Source organism: Streptomyces sp. NPDC003247 (assembly GCF_042888135.1).
In the GTDB taxonomy this organism is placed as follows: Bacteria; Actinomycetota; Actinomycetes; order Streptomycetales; family Streptomycetaceae; genus Streptomyces.
In genome coordinates, this window is sequence record NZ_JBIAPF010000006.1 from 400,950 (window position 1) to 418,798 (window position 17,849).

At 72.0% G+C, this 17,849-nt stretch carries 16 protein-coding genes and 1 pseudogene; 13 read left to right on the forward strand and 4 right to left on the reverse strand.

The genetic code is table 11. From position 1 onward, the window contains the following. The first annotated feature begins 23 nt into the window (after positions 1-23). The 3 genes from ACFYWQ_RS22605 to ACFYWQ_RS22615 all read left to right on the forward strand — a co-directional run bounded on the left by ACFYWQ_RS22605 (position 24) and on the right by ACFYWQ_RS22615 (position 3,897). A complete protein-coding gene (locus ACFYWQ_RS22605) occupies positions 24-1,619 on the forward strand; it encodes a bifunctional 3-(3-hydroxy-phenyl)propionate/3-hydroxycinnamic acid hydroxylase (protein WP_389518661.1) in 1,596 nt (531 codons plus the stop codon). Positions 1,620-1,693: 74 nt separating this feature from the next. Beyond that, the gene (locus tag ACFYWQ_RS22610) at positions 1,694-3,118 is read left to right on the forward strand and encodes a CaiB/BaiF CoA transferase family protein (RefSeq protein WP_389518662.1); all 1,425 of its coding nucleotides are present in this window, start codon (positions 1,694-1,696) and stop codon (positions 3,116-3,118) included. Continuing rightward, positions 3,115-3,897 (forward strand): enoyl-CoA hydratase/isomerase family protein, encoded by a 783-nt coding sequence (locus tag ACFYWQ_RS22615; RefSeq protein ID WP_389518663.1) that lies wholly within the window; start codon positions 3,115-3,117, stop codon positions 3,895-3,897. The genes ACFYWQ_RS22610 and ACFYWQ_RS22615 overlap by 4 nt, the downstream gene beginning before the upstream one ends. Before the next feature lie 81 nt (positions 3,898-3,978). Here ACFYWQ_RS22615 and ACFYWQ_RS22620 read toward each other — a convergent pair whose 3' ends face one another. Beyond that, complete coding sequence (locus tag ACFYWQ_RS22620; RefSeq protein ID WP_389518664.1) at positions 3,979-4,683, reverse strand: CAP domain-containing protein; 705 nt, start codon at positions 4,681-4,683, stop codon at positions 3,979-3,981. A gap of 671 nt (positions 4,684-5,354) precedes the next feature. Between ACFYWQ_RS22620 and ACFYWQ_RS22625 the strand changes: the two genes are divergently transcribed. Further along, positions 5,355-5,720 (forward strand): DUF4132 domain-containing protein, encoded by a 366-nt coding sequence (locus ACFYWQ_RS22625; protein ID WP_389518665.1) that lies wholly within the window; start codon positions 5,355-5,357, stop codon positions 5,718-5,720. Positions 5,721-5,779: 59 nt separating this feature from the next. Here ACFYWQ_RS22625 and ACFYWQ_RS22630 read toward each other — a convergent pair whose 3' ends face one another. Continuing rightward, positions 5,780-6,214, reverse strand: coding sequence for a hypothetical protein (locus tag ACFYWQ_RS22630; protein ID WP_389518666.1), 435 nt, complete (start codon positions 6,212-6,214; stop codon positions 5,780-5,782). Positions 6,215-6,564: 350 nt separating this feature from the next. Here ACFYWQ_RS22630 and ACFYWQ_RS22635 point away from each other — a divergent pair, with 350 nt between their 5' ends. Next, complete coding sequence (locus ACFYWQ_RS22635) at positions 6,565-7,221, forward strand: TetR/AcrR family transcriptional regulator (protein ID WP_389518667.1); 657 nt, start codon at positions 6,565-6,567, stop codon at positions 7,219-7,221. 226 nt (positions 7,222-7,447) lie between these two features. Here ACFYWQ_RS22635 and ACFYWQ_RS22640 read toward each other — a convergent pair whose 3' ends face one another. Together ACFYWQ_RS22640 and ACFYWQ_RS22645 are read right to left on the reverse strand one after the other, a co-directional pair. After that, entirely contained in the window at positions 7,448-8,617 is a 1,170-nt protein-coding gene (locus ACFYWQ_RS22640; protein ID WP_389518668.1) for a type III polyketide synthase, read from the reverse strand. Between the two features lie 647 nt (positions 8,618-9,264). Then, the gene (locus ACFYWQ_RS22645) at positions 9,265-9,741 is read right to left on the reverse strand and encodes a MarR family winged helix-turn-helix transcriptional regulator (RefSeq protein ID WP_389518669.1); all 477 of its coding nucleotides are present in this window, start codon (positions 9,739-9,741) and stop codon (positions 9,265-9,267) included. A gap of 46 nt (positions 9,742-9,787) precedes the next feature. On the opposite strand from ACFYWQ_RS22645, the gene pip reads away from it, so the two are divergent. The 8 genes and pseudogenes from pip (at position 9,788) to ACFYWQ_RS22685 (ending at position 17,813) form a co-directional block, all read left to right on the forward strand. Beyond that, positions 9,788-10,759, forward strand: a complete 972-nt coding sequence (gene pip, locus ACFYWQ_RS22650) for a prolyl aminopeptidase (protein ID WP_389518670.1) — start codon at positions 9,788-9,790, stop codon at positions 10,757-10,759. Positions 10,760-10,907: 148 nt separating this feature from the next. Continuing rightward, positions 10,908-11,339, forward strand: a pseudogene (locus ACFYWQ_RS22655) (alkene reductase); the annotation flags it as partial. 150 nt (positions 11,340-11,489) lie between these two features. After that, complete coding sequence (locus ACFYWQ_RS22660; RefSeq protein ID WP_389518671.1) at positions 11,490-11,984, forward strand: lamin tail domain-containing protein; 495 nt, start codon at positions 11,490-11,492, stop codon at positions 11,982-11,984. Positions 11,985-12,383: 399 nt separating this feature from the next. After that, entirely contained in the window at positions 12,384-13,736 is a 1,353-nt protein-coding gene (locus tag ACFYWQ_RS22665) for an ABC transporter substrate-binding protein (RefSeq protein WP_389518672.1), read from the forward strand. Continuing rightward, positions 13,733-14,710, forward strand: coding sequence for a carbohydrate ABC transporter permease (locus tag ACFYWQ_RS22670; RefSeq protein ID WP_389518673.1), 978 nt, complete (start codon positions 13,733-13,735; stop codon positions 14,708-14,710). The genes ACFYWQ_RS22665 and ACFYWQ_RS22670 overlap by 4 nt, the downstream gene beginning before the upstream one ends. Before the next feature lie 69 nt (positions 14,711-14,779). After that, the gene (locus ACFYWQ_RS22675; protein ID WP_389518674.1) at positions 14,780-15,661 is read left to right on the forward strand and encodes a carbohydrate ABC transporter permease; all 882 of its coding nucleotides are present in this window, start codon (positions 14,780-14,782) and stop codon (positions 15,659-15,661) included. A 26-nt stretch (positions 15,662-15,687) separates the two neighbouring features. Then, the gene (locus tag ACFYWQ_RS22680) at positions 15,688-16,800 is read left to right on the forward strand and encodes a LacI family DNA-binding transcriptional regulator (RefSeq protein ID WP_389518675.1); all 1,113 of its coding nucleotides are present in this window, start codon (positions 15,688-15,690) and stop codon (positions 16,798-16,800) included. Further along, entirely contained in the window at positions 16,797-17,813 is a 1,017-nt protein-coding gene (locus tag ACFYWQ_RS22685) for a Gfo/Idh/MocA family protein (RefSeq protein WP_389518676.1), read from the forward strand. Before ACFYWQ_RS22680 ends, ACFYWQ_RS22685 begins: the two co-directional genes overlap by 4 nt. The last annotated feature ends 36 nt before the right edge of the window (positions 17,814-17,849 follow it).

The following is a 17,849-nucleotide window of genomic DNA, read 5'->3' on the forward strand; positions in this document are numbered from 1 at the left end:
CGCGCCACAGAACGGAGACCGCAGTGCACGCTGTCGAAGAAGACGCGTTCCCTCCGGCCGTCGACGTCACGATCGTCGGTTTCGGCCCCGTGGGGAAGCTGCTCGCCATCCACCTGGGCCGGCGCGGCCACCAGGTCCTCGTCGTCGACCGCAACACCGCCGGCTATCCACTGCCCCGCGCGGTGACCCACTGCTCGGACTTCGCCCGCATCCTCCAGTCCGTGGGCCTGTCGCCCGACACCGTTCCCGCCATCACCCAGCCCTACGACGACATGTACGTCTGGCGCGACGGCGAGGGCCGGACCCTGGTCGAGGTGGACTGGAGCGGGCGCGGCGAATCCGGCTGGTACAACACCTACTTCTTCCACCAGCCGTCGCTGGAGGACGCGTTCGACACCCTCATCGCCCGGATGCCGAACGTCACCGTGCGCCGCGGCTGGGAAGCCGTCGCCCTGGACCAGGACGCCGACGCCGTCACGCTCACGGTGCGCGGCGACGCCTCGGGCACGGAACGATCGGTGCGGTCGGCGTGGCTGGTGGGCGCGGACGGCGCCAACAGCAGGGTGCGCCGGTGGGCCGGCCTCGACTGGCACGACGAGGGCTACTTCTACGACTGGCTGGTCGTCGACGTGAAACCCCGCCCCGAGCTGCGCTTCCCCCACATCGCGGCGCAGAGCTGCGACGCCCGCCGGCCCTCGACGATGGTGCCGGGCGGCCCCGGACGCCGCCGCTGGGAGTTCATGCGGCTGCCCGAGGAGAGCAGGGAGTCGCTCAACAGCGCCGAGACCGCCTGGAAGCTGCTGGCGCCGTACGGCCTGACCCCGGCCACGGCTGAGCTCGAACGGCACTCCGTCTACACCTTCCAGGCCTGCTGGGCCACCGAATGGCGGGCCGGCCGCGTCCTGCTCGCCGGGGACGCCGCCCATCTGATGCCGCCCTTCGCCGGGCAGGGACTCGGCGCGGGCGCCCGCGACGCGATGAACCTCGGCTGGAAGCTCGACGCCGTCCTGCGCGGCCTGGCCGGCGAACGGATCCTCGACACCTACGGATCCGAACGCCTCCGGCACGCCCGGGCGTTCGTGGAGTTCTCCATGGAGCTCGGCAGGATCATCTGCCTCACCGACCCGGAGGCGGCCGCGGCACGGGACGCCCGTATGACCGCCGACTGGAACTTGGGCATGAAACCGCCGGCGCCGCCCCGCCCCGGACTGGGCCCCGGCCTGCACGAGGGCCCGGCCGGGGGTTCGCTCGCCCGCCAGGGCCGTGTCCGGCGGGGCTCCGGAGCCCCGGTGCTGTTCGACGACGCCTTCGACGGGCCGGCGGCCGTCGTCGCGCGTCACGCCGCGTCGCTCACCGCGCTCCCCCAGGACCTGCACCGCCGCCTGGACCGGCTCGGCGTCAGCCGCGTCGCCCTCCACGGCGTCGGGAACGCCGATGTGAGCGTGGTGGAGGACGTGGACGGCACCTACGCCTCCTGGCTCGACGACCTGGCGGCCGACGTGGTCCTCATCCGTCCCGACTTCCACGTCTACGGCACCGGCGCCGCCGGCCGGGCGGCGGAACTCGCCGCCGGTTTCGTCGACCGCCTGGCCGCGTCCCAGCCGCTGCCCGCCCACTGACCGTCCGCCGGCTCTCCCCGGCTCCGCACGGCACGTACCGCATCACCAGCACGCGCACGAAGGGCTCCTCCACCATGTCCTCCTCCGCCCCCTCGCACGACAACGACCTGACGCGGCACGACGACGGCATGACCCGGCACGACGACGGCGTGGTCCGGCACCACGACGACACGGTCCGGCACCACGACGGCACGGTCCGGCACCACGACGGCACGGTCCGGCACGACGACGGCGCGGTCCGGCGCTACGACGACATGTCGCAGCCCGACGGCGACGTGTCACCGCACGACGACCGCGACGGCACGACGGGGTCCGGCGCACTGCGCGGCATCCGGGTGCTCGACCTGTCGCGCATCCTGTCGGGTCCGCTGGCCACCATGGTCCTGGCCGACCTCGGAGCCGAAGTGATCAAGGTCGAGAACACCCGGACCGGAGACGACACCCGCCAGTGGGGTCCGCCCTTCCAGGGCGACCAGGCCGCCTACTTCCTCTCCGCCAACCGGAACAAGCGCGGCATCGCCCTGGACCTCAAGTCCCCCGAAGGCCTGGCGGTGGCACGCCGTCTGGCCGACCGGGCGGACGTACTGGTCGAGAACTTCCGCCCCGGCACCGCCGAACGCCTCGGCCTCGGCTACCGGGAACTGGCCGCGCGCAACCCACGCCTGGTGTACGCGTCGATCTCCGGCTACGGCCAGACCGGGCCGTGGGCGTCGCGGCCCGGCTACGACGCCATCGCCCAGGCGCAGAGCGGCATGATGAGCATCACCGGTGAGCCGGGACAGCCGCCGGTCCGGCCGGGTGTGGCGACCGCGGACATCGGCGCGGGCATGTGGGCCGTCATCGGCATCCTCGCGGCGCTCCAGGCGCGTCGGCACACCGGGCAGGGACAGCTCGTGGACGTCTCGCTGCTGGACGGGCAGCTCTCCTGGCTCACCTACGTCGCCCAGGGCTGGTTCGCCACCGGGCAAGCGCCCCGCCCGCACGGCTCGGCCCACCCCACGATCGTGCCCTACCAGGCGCTGCCCACCGCCGACGGACACCTCATGGTGGCCGCGGGCAACGACAAGCTGTGGCGGCTGTTCGCCGAGACGGTGGGGTGCGCCGACCTGACCGACGACCCGCGGTTCGCCACGAACCCCGACCGGGTCCGCAACCGGGACCAGCTCGTCCCGCTGCTCGAGGCCGCTCTCCGGCAGCGCGGCCGGGAGGAGTGGGCCAAGCTGCTGGAGGCGGCGGGCGTGCCCTGCGCACCGATCGCCACCGTCGCCGAGGCACTGGCCGGCCCGCAGGCGGAGGCCCGCTCGATGGTCACCGAGCTGGACCACCCCACCCTCGGCCGGCTGCGCACGGTCGGCTCACCCCTCAAGCTCAGTGACACCCCGGTCCGCCTGCGGACCGCCGCGCCGCTGCTGGGCCAGCACACCGACGACGTGCTCGCCGAGAACGGATACGCCCCTGCCGAGATCGCCGCGCTGCGCGCCGCCGGGGCCGTCCGATGACCGGCACCGCGAGCATCGGCCTGCGGCGCGAAGGGCCCGTGGCGACCATCAGGGTGGGCAACGGCCGGCGTGCCAACGCGCTGGGCGTCGGCGACTGGCGGGCCCTCACCGAACTCCTCGACGGCCTCTCCCAGGACCCTTCCCTCGGCGCGGTGGTGGTCACCGGGGGCGGGACGGCGACCTTCAGCGCCGGATCCGACATGCGCGAGTGGCTCGGCGCCGATCCGGAGCGGATCGACGACGCCTTCGCCGCCATGGAGGAGGCCCTGCGCGCCGTGGAGCGCCTGCCCGTGCCCGCCATCGCGCGGGTGTCCGGGGCGGCCGTCGGCGCCGGCTGCCAACTGGCCTGTGCGTGCGACCTGCGTGTCGTCGCGGACGAGGCGCGCATCGGCATGCCCATCGCGCGCTGGGGCATCCTGGTGCCCCCTGCCTTCGCGGCGCGGCTGGCACTGCTGACCGGTCCGGCCCGGGCGCGGGACCTGCTCTACACCGGACGTCTGGTGGGCGGTGCGGAGGCGGTCGGCATGGGGCTGGCCACGCTCAGCGTGCCCTCGGCGGAACTGCGCACCGCCACCGACCGCCTGCTCGCGGCGATCACGGAGCATCCTCCCGCCGCGATCCGCGCCGCCAAGCGCTCCCTGGACCAGCTGCTCGAACCGGTACGCGACCATGTGTTCAAGATCCCGGCCGGTCCGAGCGCCGACTACGCCAGCATGCAGTCGGGGCTCTCGCTGTTCCTGTCCCGCATGGCGGGAGCCGACAGCGACGGGCAGCGGTGACGAGGCGGCACGCACGGGCGGTCACGGACAGACGGTCACCCACGAGCGGTCAGCGGGCCGAGCCGTCAGCGCGCCGAGCGGTCAGCGGGCCGAACCGAAGTCCTGCGTCCAATAGTTGCCGGGCTGCGCGAGTCCGACACCGATCTCCTTGAAATCGCAGTTCAGGATGTTGCGCTTGTGACCGGGGCTGGACATCCAGCCCGCCATGACCTCTTCGGGGCTGGAGTATCCGTAGGCGACGTTCTCGCCGTAGGAGCTCCAGCTGTAGCCGGCGCGTGTGAGGCGCTCCGCGGGGTCGGAGCCGTCGGAGCCCGTGTGCGACATGTTGCTGTGGAGCGCCATGTCCGCGCTGTGGTCCTGGGCGGCCTTCGTGAGCTTCGCGTTCAGGGTGAGCGCGGAGCAGCCGGCCTTGCTGCGCTCGCTGTTGACGAGGGCCACGACGCGCGTCACCGCGTCGGACGCCGTGGCCGCCGCGTCGGAGGTGTTCGCGGACGCGGTGGCGGTCGCGGCGGGGTCGGCGGCCGTCGTCGAGGCCGGCGCGGTGGCCGCCTCGGAAGCGGACGCGGAAGCCGACGGCTGTGCGGTCGGATCGTCGGACGTCCACCGCTGGTTCCAGGACGCGTTCGTCCCGTTCGTCCACTGCCCGGAGGACGCGGCGCTCTCGGTGGCCTCGGCGCTCTGGTCGTCCAGACACGCCATGGCGGCGGTCGGTACTGCCAACGCGCTGAGTGCGACGGCAGCGATGGCTATGTGGCGGTGGCGCGTCGTCCTGCGGTGCTTGCTCATACGGTCCCTCGCTCGGTCGTCTCCAGGCGCCCCCGGCAGGCTCGGCACTGCCTGGACGCTGTGCCTGACCTGCGGTGACGCCGCCTGGGGCCGTCATTGTTGAACCTGTGTGAGCGAGCGGCAACGAAGGTCGCCACTACCTTCCTTCGTAGTCGCCCGACCCCCTTGAATCCAGCGCGCGGGTGTGCTGGCCCACCTTCACCGCAACGGCGACGCGGCCTGACACCCCGCCAGCAGGCCGCCCCTGTCGAGCGGGCGGCCCGCAGCATCCGGATCAGATCTCCGGCGCCGCACCCAGTGCGCCGAATGTCTGTTTCAGTAGTCCACATCCGCCTATGTCGCCCACGCTCCATGTACTACCGGGCAACGTTGATACGAGAACGCCACGTGACGGATGTCACTGCGCATCACTGCAACCATTCCCGGCCGAGCGCATTCGCCGGTGCCGCGCACGGTCGAGGACCGACTGTCAGTGCCTCCTGCGAAGATCACGGCATGGCCGAACGCGTGGAAGACCTGCTGGAGCCCGGCAACGGCTGGGCCGAACGGATCCGGGACCGTGTGACCCGTCCGTCACCGGAGTTGACCGCACTCGTCCTGCACCTCGGGCAGGCCGGCACCTCGGTTTCAAGACCAGGTGCCTGTCCCACAACGTCGACGGCACCAGGCGGTTGGCGCGCGGTATCGAGGAGACCCTGAGCGCCGAGCGCCGCCGCCTGTACGCGCTGAGGGACGAGAACCGCCTGTGGCCGCACGCCGAATGGGCCCGCTACTGCCTCGACCACCCCCTCACCGGCATCCTCGTCCGCTCCCTGGTCTGGGAGTACGAAGCGGACGAGGGCACCTGGACAGCGGGCCTTCCCCACCGGGCCGGCTCCCTCACGCTCGACGGCCGCACCGCGGACGCCGCGGCCATCACCCGCGTACGGCTGTGGCACCCCGACCGCTCGACGCCCGGCCAGGTAGCGGCCGTCCGTGCCCTCCTCACCGGACACCACGTCCACCAGCCCTGCGACCGGACCGGGGAGGTCCTGTGACCCCGCCCCGGCCGACGTCCCGCCGGCCCGAGGCGTGCGCCCGGTGAGGGCACCCGCCGTCAGGCGCAGATGAGGTTCTTGACCTCCTGGAAGGCGTCGTACTCGGCCTTCTGGTCCACCGGCAGCTGGTAGAAGCCGGCCGTGATCTTCGGCACCGACGGGATGACGGACAGGCGGAACTTCTGGCCGTCCGTCGTCGAGATGTGGAAACGGCCCTGGAGGTCGCGCTTCTTCACGGCACCGCGGTTCGCGTCGGTGATGACGACCGGCGTGCCCGCCGAGACCCGGCCGTTGTCCTCGTCGACCGGGACTATGACGAGTTCGGTGCTGCCCGGTCTGAAGCCCACGGCGTAGTTGTAGACCGTGGTGCTGCGGTAGACGATGAAGTTCCGCTCCTTCATGTCCGAGGCGTAGACCTTGGTGTAGCCCGCACCGTCGGGCACGGCGGCGTCGAAGGCCGCGTGGATCTCCGCCTTGAGCTGTTCCTTGCTCACCACTGTGTGCACTCCTCCTCGTGAACCGAAAGACGGCAGCCCTGTGCCGACACCCGTACGGCACCGGGCAGCCGTGGGCAGCACGGCCCGCGCTGACCGCGAGGTGGCTGAACCCGCGTTGACTGTACAGCTAGCCAACCAAAACACCCAATCCCAAGTGCCCTGCCCGAAGGCGTAGTTCAACCGTCCCGCCCCGGTCGGCGGGCCACCGGCCGTACGGCCGTGCGCGCAGGTCACGGGGGCCGGGGTCCGGACCGGTGACGGGGTTCCGGGGCGGGACGGCGACAATGGTCGTGCCGGGGTGGACCAGCCCGGCGCGGGACCAGGAACGAGCGGGAGTGGGGTGGCACGTGTCGCCACGGTCGGCGGAGGCCAACGAGGAACTGCGGGCGCAGTCGCGGGAGAGGATCCTCGCGGCGGCCCTGGAGGTCTTCGCCGAGAAGGGGTACCACGACGCCACCATCTCGGAGATCACCACGCGGGCCGGCGTCTCCCGCGGTCTGCTCACGTACTACTTCCCCGGCAAGCAGAACCTGGTGGACGAGCTGCTCGACCGCTACCTGGACGGGGTCTCCGCGCTGGTGGAGGTGACCGGCACGCCCGACGAGCGGCTGGCCGCGATCATCGACGGGGTCATGGCCCTGGCGGTCGCCACGGTGCCCGTCCAGCGGATCACGCTGAGTCTGGTGATCAACCCGGCGACGCATCCCCTGTTCGCGGCGGCCGAGTCCCGCAAGGAGGAACGGGTGGTGGCCCTGGAGGACGGACTGCGCGCGCTGTTCGCCGCCCGCGGGGCCGAGGACCCGGCGGTCGAGGAGGTGCTGCTGCGCAGCGTCCTGGAGGGCGTGGTCTTCAAGACCGCCGTCTACGGCGACCAGTACCCGGCCGAGCCGGTACGCCGCCGCCTGTACGCCCTGTACGGCCTTCCCGCACCGCGGGCCGACCTCCTGCCCGGCGGCCCGCCCCCCACGGGCCGGATGCGCGCCGACCGGGCACCCGGCGGTTAGGGCGGAACACGGGCCGGAGCCGGGGCCGATACCGCCGGGCCGGACGGCGGCACGGGCCGGCCGCTCCGCGGACAGCGGACAGCGGACAGCGGCCCGCCCGCGTGGCGTCGTCGGTGAGTACGCCACGCGGACGGGCCGCTTCTACGGTGATCCACCGGCCTCAGCGCCCCCGTACCGGCCGCCCGGCCGGAAGGGCGACGGCGCGCGGATCACCGCCGACGCCACGTCAGGCCTGGGGCACGGGCCAGCGGCCGGCCGTCTGCGGGGCCCTCGGCCCGACGCGCCGGGCCGCCGGCATCGCGGCGGTCCGCCGCCCGGTCGCGTAGCGGGTCGCGAGGTCCGGCACCGGTGCGTCGACCCACCGGCCCACGGCCATCTCCGCGGTGATGCCGGGGCCGAAGCCGGCGATGATGCCGGGCGCTCCGTCCGGGGCTCCGCCTTCCTCGAACAGGCGGCCGAGGGCGTCCAGGACGACGGCGCTGGCGATGTTCCCGTACTCGGTGAGCGTGGCCCTGCTGTGGCGGAAGGCCTGCGGTTCGACGTCCAGGAAACGGCACAGGTCGTCGAGGATGCGGGGGCCGCCCGCGTGGATGATGTAGAAGCCGAGGCGTGAGGCGTCCCAGCCGTGTGCGGCGGCGAGATCGCGCAGCACCGGGGCGAGGGGCTCCATGGTGGTCGGTACGCGCTTGTCCAGCCGGAAGTGGAACCCGGTCGGCTTGACGGCGTAGGAGATCCACTTCTCGGTGTGGGGGATCAGGTAGGACGCGTTGCGCTCCAGGTCCAGCCCCCGGCCGCCGTGGCCGCGTACGACCGCCGCCGCGACCGCGTCGCCGAACAGCCCGTCGGACAGCAGCGATCCGACGTCCAGGTCGGTCGGCTGGTAGCACAGCGAGCAGAACTCGCAGGACACGATGAGGACGTTCTTGCCGGGGTGGGCGACGCAGAAGTCGTGGGCCCGGTTGATCGCCGCGCCGCCGGCCGCACAGCCCAGTTGGGCGATGGGCAGTTGCCGGGTGTCCGGACGGAAGCCCATGCGGTTGATGAGCCAGGCGGTCAGCGACGGCATCATGAAGCCGGTGCAGGAGACGTAGATGATGGCGTCGATCTCGTCCGGCTCCAGCTCGGCGTGGTCCAGGGCGCGCCGCACGACGTCGGGCACCCGCTGTTTGGCCTGCACCTCGTAGATGTGGTTGCGTTCTTCGAAACCGGGGTGGCGCAGGGTCTCCTCGATGGGCTGGATGATGTGGCGCTTGCTGACCCCGGTGTTGCGGATGAGCCGGAGCACGAGGGCGAGTTGATCGTGGCCGGCGTGCTGACGCTCCGCCAGGGCGAGGGTCTGCTCCGCGGTGATGATGTGCTCGGGGACGTTGACGGCGGGACGGCACAGAACGGGCATGGGACGGAACCTTTCACTCTGCCGGACAGGAACGCGATGGGCCGGTTTTCCCCGGTCGGCGCACCTCTGCGGGGCCGACGGCGCTGCGACACGCGCGCACGGGACCGGCTCCCTAGGGGGAGGCCGGTGATCAGCAGGATCCGCCGGCGGCCACGTGACGGTGACCGGGCCCCCTCCACGCGCCGTCACCGCGGCGGCCGTGCCGTGGGAAGGCTGCCGCGGAGGCGACGTTCCCGACCGTGGCGGTCGGGGCGGTCGGCGCGCAGCTCAGCGCGGCGGAAACGGTCAGCTTGAGCCTCACGTCCATGAACGACTCCTTCGCCGAGGCGTAGGGTGCTGTCTCCTGCTGAGCGTCGGAATGCGAGGCGGTGAACCCCTGGTGGGCCTCGTACCTCCCTACGAGTGAACGCCCCTTCACCCTGCGAGGGTGAACCGAAATGGCCCGAACGGGTGATGTGGGGTTCAGGCGGCGGTCTTCCCCGTCCCCTCGCTGGCGCCCGCACCGCCCACGGGCGACACTTCGCCCGCACACCCCCGGCCCGCCGAGGCCACGAAGGCCCGGCCCCGCCATGAAAGCGGCGAGAACCAGCGCGCCTCGGCACCCGCGGCATCCGGCGCACGCGGTCCCAGGGCAGGCCGTCCAGTGGTCAGGGCCGGTACGCCGCCGCGATCCGTGCCCGGAACGGATTCCGGCGCAGCGCGTCCGCGACCTCCGTCAGCAGCTCCGCCAGTGGCATCGAGAGTTCCGTGTCCAGCTCCGCCATGGCTGCCGCCGTCGCGTCCCACTCCGCCTCGATCCGGGGCAGCAGGGCGTGGGCCTTCGGCGTGAGCCGGATCAGACGGCGGCGGGCGTCTCGCGGGTCGGGGGTGTGGGTGACCAGGCCCGCGCGGGCCATCTGGGCCGCCGTCTGGCTTGCGGCCGAGTGCGTGACACCGACTGCCGCGGCCAGGTCACGGACCGGGAGCGGGCCTTCGGCCAGCAGAGCCCGTACGACCGGGGAGTAGCGGGGCCGGTAGTCGGCGAGGCCCTGCTCCTCGTAGACCCGGGCCACGTCGCCGTCGAGCAGTTCGAGGACGTGGCGGAGCAGGGTCCCCACGGCGACCGGGTCCGGATGGTTCCTCATGACGTTAATCTAACAGCACTGTCAGATCTCGAAGGGTCCGTCTCCCATGACCGAGCTCCACCCCCTCGTCGAGCCGTACGAGGACGGCCTGCTGGACGTCGGCGACGGCAACCGCGTGTACTGGGAGGCCTGCGGGAATCCCGCGGGCAAGCCCGCCCTCGTCCTGCACGGCGGACCGGGGTCCGGCGCGGGCCCGTTCTGGCGCCGGCTGTTCGACCCCGCCGCGTACCGCGTCGTGCTCCTCGACCAGCGCGGGTGCGGGCGGAGCACGCCCGACGCCGCCGATCCGCACACCTCGCTCGCCGCCAACACCACACCGCACCTGATCTCCGACATCGAACTGCTGCGCGAGCACCTCGGCATCGAGGGGTGGCTGGTGCTCGGCGGCTCCTGGGGCGTGACCCTCGCACTGGCCTACGCCCAGCAGCACCCCGGGCGCGTGACCGAGCTGGTGCTGTTCAGTGTCACCCACACCACCCGCCGCGAGGTCGAGTGGGTCACCCGGGACATGGGGCGGATCTTCCCCGAGGAATGGGCGCGGTTCCGCGACACCGCACCGGAGCGGGAGCGCCACGGCAGCCTGGTGGAGGCGTACGCCCGGATGCTCGCCGACCCGGATCCGGCCGTACGGGAGCGAGCGGCGCGGGAGTGGTGCCGGTGGGAGGACGTGCACGTGTCCACCCACCGGGGACACCGGCCCGATCCCCGCTTCGAGGACCCGCGTTTCCGGATGCGCTTCGCCCGCCTCGTCACGCACTACTGGCGGCACGCCGGCTTCCTGGAGGACGGGGCCCTCCTGCGCGACGCCGGGAGACTCGCCGGCATCCCCGGCGTGATGGTCCACGGCCGGATGGACATCAGCGGGCCCCCGGACGTCGCGTGGCGGCTGGCCCAGGTGTGGCCGGACGCGGAGCTCGTACTGATCGGCGAGGAGGGACACGGATTGTCGGGGGACGCCACGACCCAGGCCGTGTTGGCGGCTACCGACCGTTTCCGGCCACCCGGCGGGACGTCCTGACACCTCCGTGTCGACGTGGACCGACGAGCGGGGCGAGCGGGGTGCCAGGCCTGCCAGAAGTCACCGGGTTCCGAGGGCACTCACGTATCCGCGCCGGTTGTCGCGGCAGCGTCGATCACATCGTCCAGCGCCGCCCGGGACCGTTGCAGGTCACCGATCATCCGGTCTGCGCATCTCCCCGGGGAACACCGTCAACGGCATCGACGAGGGTGAGGAGACGGGCGCGCTGTACCGGGCGCTCGTCTCCTCACTGGCGGACCGCGGGCTCGCCTATCTCCACGTGGTGTGGGCCGACCCCGACTCCATCGTCTACCAGGACATCCGCAAGCGGTGGCCGGGCACGCTCATCGCCAACCCGGTGCTGCCGGCCGACCAGATCCCCGCCGACGGCGGCAGGCGCGCGGCCGAACGACTGCTGGCGGCCGACGCCGACCTCATCGCCCTCGGCCGCCCCTTCCTGGCCAACCCCGACCTGGTCGAACGCCTCCGCACCGGTGCTCCGGTCAATCCGGTCCGGGACAAGTACCTGATGTACGTGGGCGGGGAGACCGGCTACACCGACTACCCCTTCAGCTCCTGACACGGATCGAGGCGGCGGTCCGGCCGCGCACCGGACCCGGTCGGCCACGACCTCGTCCGGCCACACCAAGCACACGGTATGAACATATGGAAGTCACATTCGGTATATGCTCCAGGCGCTCCATTCGCACCACTGAGGGGGGATTTCCTCATGCGTATACGCCTTGCGCTGACCGCAGTCGCCGTGGCGGGCACCATCACCGCCGTCACCGCCGGCCCGGCCCAGGCCGCCGAGTACTCGTCCGCACTGAAGGTCAAGGGCGTGCAGTACGACGCCCCGGGCAGCGACTCCAACCGCTGCTCCGGCGGCAACACCAAGAACGAGTACCTGACCATCAAGAACTACTCGCGCACCAAGACGGTCAACCTCAAGGGCTACGTCGTCAAGGACGCCGCGGGCAACAGGTTCACCTTCACCGCCGGCCACACCCTCGAGCCCGGTGACTACGTCAAGCTGCGTGGCGGCAAGGGCACCGACTCCGACGCCGGCAACGTCGTCTACCGCCAGAACTGCAACTTCATCTGGAACAACGACAAGGACACCATCTACCTCCTCAAGCCCACCGGCGCCCGCGCGGACGTCCACTCCTACACCAAGCGCGCCAACGACCCGGACGGCAACGGCTACATCAACTACCACGGCTGACCACCACGGGCCGGCTCGAAAGACACGACAGCGGCGCTTCCGTTCCTCCGGGGAACGGGGGCGCCGCTGCCGTGTGCGGGCACACCGGCGCAGCGAGCGCACCTGTCCGGCCACACCGGAGCCGGGCCCAGCGGGGACGAGGGGCGGGGATCCGGTCACGTCGACGCTCCGCATCATTGAGGCGAGCACCCCGCCAAGTCAACCGCTCACGCCCTATGACTGGCAGATGAATCACTCGAGGGTCGTGTAACCAGCGGGAAATACTGCGGACGAATGTCGAGTCATACGTAATTCATTACGCCAAAGGGCCGTTGACTCCCCTATGAAGGGCGCTCAATCATTTGGTTACTTCCTCTCCCCTCACCTCCCGATTCAGGCCACCACCACAGGAGCGCACGTATGTTCTCAGCCAGAACACCGGCGGCCACCGGAGAGCACCGCCGCCCCCTCTCCCGTCGCGCCGTGCTCGCCGCGGCCCTCGCCACCACGGCCGGGCTGACCACGGCGTGCGGGACGGGATCCGCGGCCGGCGGCGACGGGGACTCGTCCTTCACCTACTGGTCGATGTGGAAGCAGAACGAGCCCCAGGCCACCGTCCTCCAGGCGGCCATCGAGCAGTTCACCCGCGACACCGGCGTCAAGGTGTCCGTGCAGTGGAAGGGCCGGCAGGTCGTCCAGCAGCTCGCGCCGACCCTGAACACCGCGAACGTGCCGGCCGACCTCGTGGACTCCGCCGACCGCTTCGCCTACGCCCAACTGCACGCCACCGGACAGGCCCTGGACCTGACCCCCGTGCTGGACCTGCCGATACCGGGCGAGTCGGGCGCCACCGTCGGCAGCGTGATCCCGGCCAAGTACACCGATCTCAATACCACGGACAGGACGCTGTGGCAGATCCCCTACGAGGTGCTGACCACCCAGCTGTGGTTCGACGGCCACGCCCTGCCCGACGTCGCCTCGCAACCACCGGCCACCTGGGCCGAGTTCACCGACCTGCTGGCCGCCCGCCGCGGCGAGCGCGGTGACGGTCCGCTCGCCCTCGACGGCGACATCCCCGACTACGCCGCCTACTGGACGTACTACGCCGTCCTGCGCGGCCTGGGTCCCGGTGCCTTCGGCAAGGCCGCGAAGGACAGGAGCGGGGCGCTCCTGAAGGCGGACGGGTTCGTCGACGCGCTCCGGCACATCGAGGACCTCGTCGCCGCGAAGGACTTCACCAAGGGCTACGACGGCTCCAAGTGGCCCGCCGTGCAGCAGAAGTGGGCCAAGGGCACGTCGGACTTCCTGCTGCTGGGGACCTTCGCGCCCAGCGAGACCGCCGCGTTCGCCCCGTCGGGCTTCACCTACCGGTCCTTCCCGTTCCCCGCGTTCACCGACGGCGGCGACACCTCCCAGGACATCTCCCTCATCGGCTTCTCCATCCCGAAGAAGGCGAGGAACGCGGCCGCCGCCCAGAAGTTCATCGCCTACTTCCTCGCCAAGAAGCACCTCCAGGGCATCGCCTCCCAGGCCAAGAACCTCACCCCGCGCGCCGACATCGCCGCCCCCGCCGAACTCGCCGACGCGCAGAAGGCCCTGGAGTCGCGCGAGGTCGTCAAGACGCTCGACGGTGTGAAGGAGAGCGCGGCCGACTGGTACACCAAGGTGTTCCAGCCGCTGAACACCAGCTTCATCACCGGCCGTCTCACCGCGAAGGCCTTCGCCACCCGGCTCGCGCACGACTCCGCCGGCTACTGGAAGACGGCGTCGTGACCGCCGCCGAGACCGCCCGCGTCGGCGCGGCCACCCGTTCCCGCCCCGGCCGGCGGACCGGCGCCGGCCGGACCGGCGCCCGGCCCAGCCCCCTGGCCGCGCGGCGCCGGAAACTGTTCTGGCCGCTGCTGCTGCCGGCCGTCCTGGTGTACGTCGTCTTCTTCGCCGGACCCTCGCTGTACACGCTGTGGCTCAGCCTCAACGAGTGGGCGGGCGCGGGCCCGATGACCTTCGTCGGCCTGGACAACTACCGCCGCATGTTCCAGGACCCGACCTTCCACCACGCCTTCGCCAACACTCTGTGGATCATCCTCGGTGTGGGCGGGCTGACCTTCCTGGTCTCGTTCGTGCTGACGATGTTCCTGCGCGACATGAAGGGCCGCAAGGCGGCCCGGTCGATCCTGTTCTTCCCCAACATCGTGCCCAGCGTGGTGCTGGCGATCCTGTGGGGGTTCCTCTTCCAGAGCGACGGCCTGGTCGACGCCGTCGCCCGGCTGGCGGGCGTCGACGACCCGCCCAACTGGCTCGGCCAGGAACACCTGTTCTCCGTCATCATGGTCGGCCTGGTGTGGACGTCGACCGGCTTCTACACCACCATCCTGATGGCCGCCGTCGACCAGATCCCGCCCGAGCTGTACGAGGACTGCGAACTGGCCGGCGCCAACGCGCTGCAGAAGTTCCGGCACGTCACCCTCCCGCTGATGTGGGACGTGGTCGGGGTGTGCGCCGTGCTGTGGACCATCTCCGCGGTCAAGGTCTTCGAGTTCATCTACGCCTTCGCCGGCGCCGCCGGACAGATGCCCGACACCGGCGTCTGGAACACCGCCCTCTACACCTACGGCGAGGCCTTCGCCTCCGGCGGCGTCCCCCGCTACGGCTCCGCCGCCGCGAGCGCCGTGGTGATGCTCGCCCTGGTCGGCGTGCTCGTCGTCCTCATCCGCCGGGTCATGCGCCGCGACACCGTGCAGTACTGACACCCGACGACCCGCACGGGAGCGGCATCCGCCGCCCCCGGCCCCCTACCCACCCGGAGGTCATCCCCGATGGCTGTCGTCAGCCCGGGCCGGCGCCCCGGCCCCCTCGCCCGCCGGCTGTCCCGGCTCACCGCGGGCCGGATCGCCGGCGTCCCCCTCGTCTGGCTCTTCGCCGCCTTCAACGTCCTGACCGGACTGTGGCTGCTGCTGTCGTCCCTGAAGACCGCCGACGAGATCTTCAGCTCGCCCTGGCGGATCCCGCACACCGCGCAGTGGGGCAACTACGCCCGCGCCTGGACCGGCGGACTCTTCGGGCAGGCCGCCGTCAACACCGTCGTGGTGGTGGCGGGCACCGCCGTCGTCACCGTGCTGCTGGCCGCACCCGCCGCGTACGTCCTCAGCCGGGTCACCACCCGCTTCAACGGCTCGCTCACCCTGTTCTTCGCCCTCGGCCTGGGCATTCCCGCGCAGGTGGTGATGCTGCCGCTGTTCGTCGTGATGAACCAGCTCCAGCTGGTCGACAGCCTGTTCGGGCTGATCGTGGTCTACGTGGCGACCTCGCTGCCGTTCGCGGTGTTCTTCCTCACCGGCTTCTTCTCCACCCTCCCGGCGGAACTGGAGGAGGCGGCCGCCCTCGACGGGGCCTCACCGCTGCGCACGTTCTGGCAGGTGATGCTGCCGATGGCCCGGGGCGGCCTGGTCACCGTACTGATCCTCAACGTCATCCAGCACTGGGGGGAGACCGTGTTCGCGCTGGTCTTCCTCCAGACCACCGACCACCAGACCCTCTCCCTGGCCCTGCTCGGCCTGCTCCAGCAGATGCAGTACAACGGCGCCGACTGGGGCGGCCTGTTCGCCGGGGTGACCATCGTGGTCCTTCCGGTGCTCGCCTGCTACGTGTGGCTGGGACGACGGATCATCGAGGGAATGACCGTCGGCTCCGTCAAGTGAGCCACACGACAGGGGGAACCACGACCATGAACACCGGCGCCCGCGATCTGAAATTCCGTCAACTCGCCGCCGAACTGCGGCAGCAGGTGCTCCAGGGGACCTGGCCGGCCGGCGGCCGGCTGCCCACCGAGAAGGCGCTCGCCGAGGCCAGCGGCACCTCGGTGAGCACGGTCCGCCGCGCCGTGGACGAACTGGTCGCCGAGCAACTGGTCGTGCGCCGGCAGGGCTCGGGCACCTTCGTCGTGCCGCCGAGCGCACCCGCTCCCGGGCGGGCGCTGGTCGGCGTCCTCGTGCCCGACACCGCGTTCTACTACCCGAAGGTGCTCCAGGGCATCGAGGAGACCCTGTCCGCCGCCGGCGCCCGGCTGCTGCTCGCCTGCTCCGGCTACGACCAGGCCCGCGAGGCGAAGGAGCTGCGGGACATGCTGGCGGAGGGCGTCGACGGACTGCTCGTCGTCCCCACGCTGCTCGGACCGGAGCCCGCCCTGACGGTCCTGGCCCGGCTGGCGTCGCTGCCCGTGCCGACCGTCCTGGTCGAACGGCGCGACCCCTCCCTCGCCGCCGCCAACACCTCCGTGTGCACCCATCACGAGGCCGGCGCCTACGACGCGGTCCGCCACCTCGCCGGCCTCGGCCACCACCGGCTCGGCCTGGTCCTGCGCGACCAGAGCCCGACCACCGCTCCGGTCGCCGACGGCTTCCACCAGGCGGTGTCCGAACTCGGCGCGCGGCACGTGGAGTTCCGCGCCGACCGGGAGGAGTGGTCCCCCGCCGCGGCCGACCGCTGCCTGGCCGCGCTGACCGCCGCCGGCGCCACCGCCGCCGTGTGCTTCGGCGACCGGCAGGCCGCTCTGCTGCTCGGCGCGGCCCGCCGGGCCGGACTCTCCGTCCCCGGCGACCTGGCGCTGGTCGCCTACGACGACGAGATCGCCGACCTCGCCGACATCCCGCTCACCGCGGTCGCGCCGCCCAAGCACCAGCTCGGCCGGATCGCCGCGCGGACGCTGCTCCAGCGGCTCGACGACCCCGCCGTACCGCGCGGCCGGATCCTGCTGCGTCCCACCATCACCGTCCGGCAGTCCTGCGGAGCGACGTCCGTGCCCGCCGGATCCACGACATGCGAGGAGAACACCCCGTGACCGACATCCGGCTCGGCCTGATCGGCGCCGGCGCCGTCGGGGCCCTGCACGCAGAGGCCGCCCGCGCCACCCCCGGTGTCCGGGTGACCGCCGTCTGCGACCTCGTCGCCGCGACCGCGCACCGCGTGGCCGGACCGGCGGGCGCCGAGGTCTTCGCCGACCACCGTGACCTCATCGCCTCCGGCCTGGTCGACGCCGTCGTCGTCAACACCCCGCACGCCCTGCACACCGACATCGTCGTCGACGCCGCGCAGGCCGGTCTGCACGTCCTGGTCGAGAAGCCCATGGCCACCACCGTGCGGGACTGCCTGACCATGGAACGCGCCTGCGAGAAGGCCGGCGTGACCCTCTTCGTGGGGCACATCCAGCACTTCCTGCCGCCGATGGCCGCCGCGAAGGCCGCCGTGGACGCCGGAGCCGTCGGCGACGTCCTCGCCGTCCACGACTGGCGCGGCACCGACTACCGCCCCGGCAGCCGGCCCTCCTGGTTCTTCGACCCCGCGGTCTCCGGCGGCGGCGTCTTCATCAACATCGGCACCCACTGCGTGGACCGGCTGCTGTGGATCACCGGGCGGCGCCCGACGGCGGTCACCGCGACGGCGGCCCACCGTGGTGACCTGCCGGTGGAGACCGACGTACTGGCCCGGCTGGAGCTGGAGGGGGGAGCCGTCGGCCACATCACGGTCACCAGCGCCCTGCTGCCCGCCCGCGACGAACTGACCGTCATCGGATCACGCGGTTCCCTCCGCGTGTCCCGCGGCACCGGTGCGCGGCTCCACCCGGACGACGGCACCGACCCGGTCCTGCTGGCCGGGGAGTCCGACGACGACGTGCCGGCCGCCTTCCGCGACCAGCTCGCCGCGTTCGCCGCCGCCGTCCGGGGCGAACGGCCCTGCGCGGTCCCCGCCGCCCACGGACGGCAGGTCGTGACCGCCGTCGCGGGCGTCTACGCCGCCTGCGCCACGGGCGAACGGCACCTGCTGTCCGACGCGGCCGACGTGCCCGTCGGCTGACCCGCGTACGCCCGTGCCCACGCCGGCACGGTCACG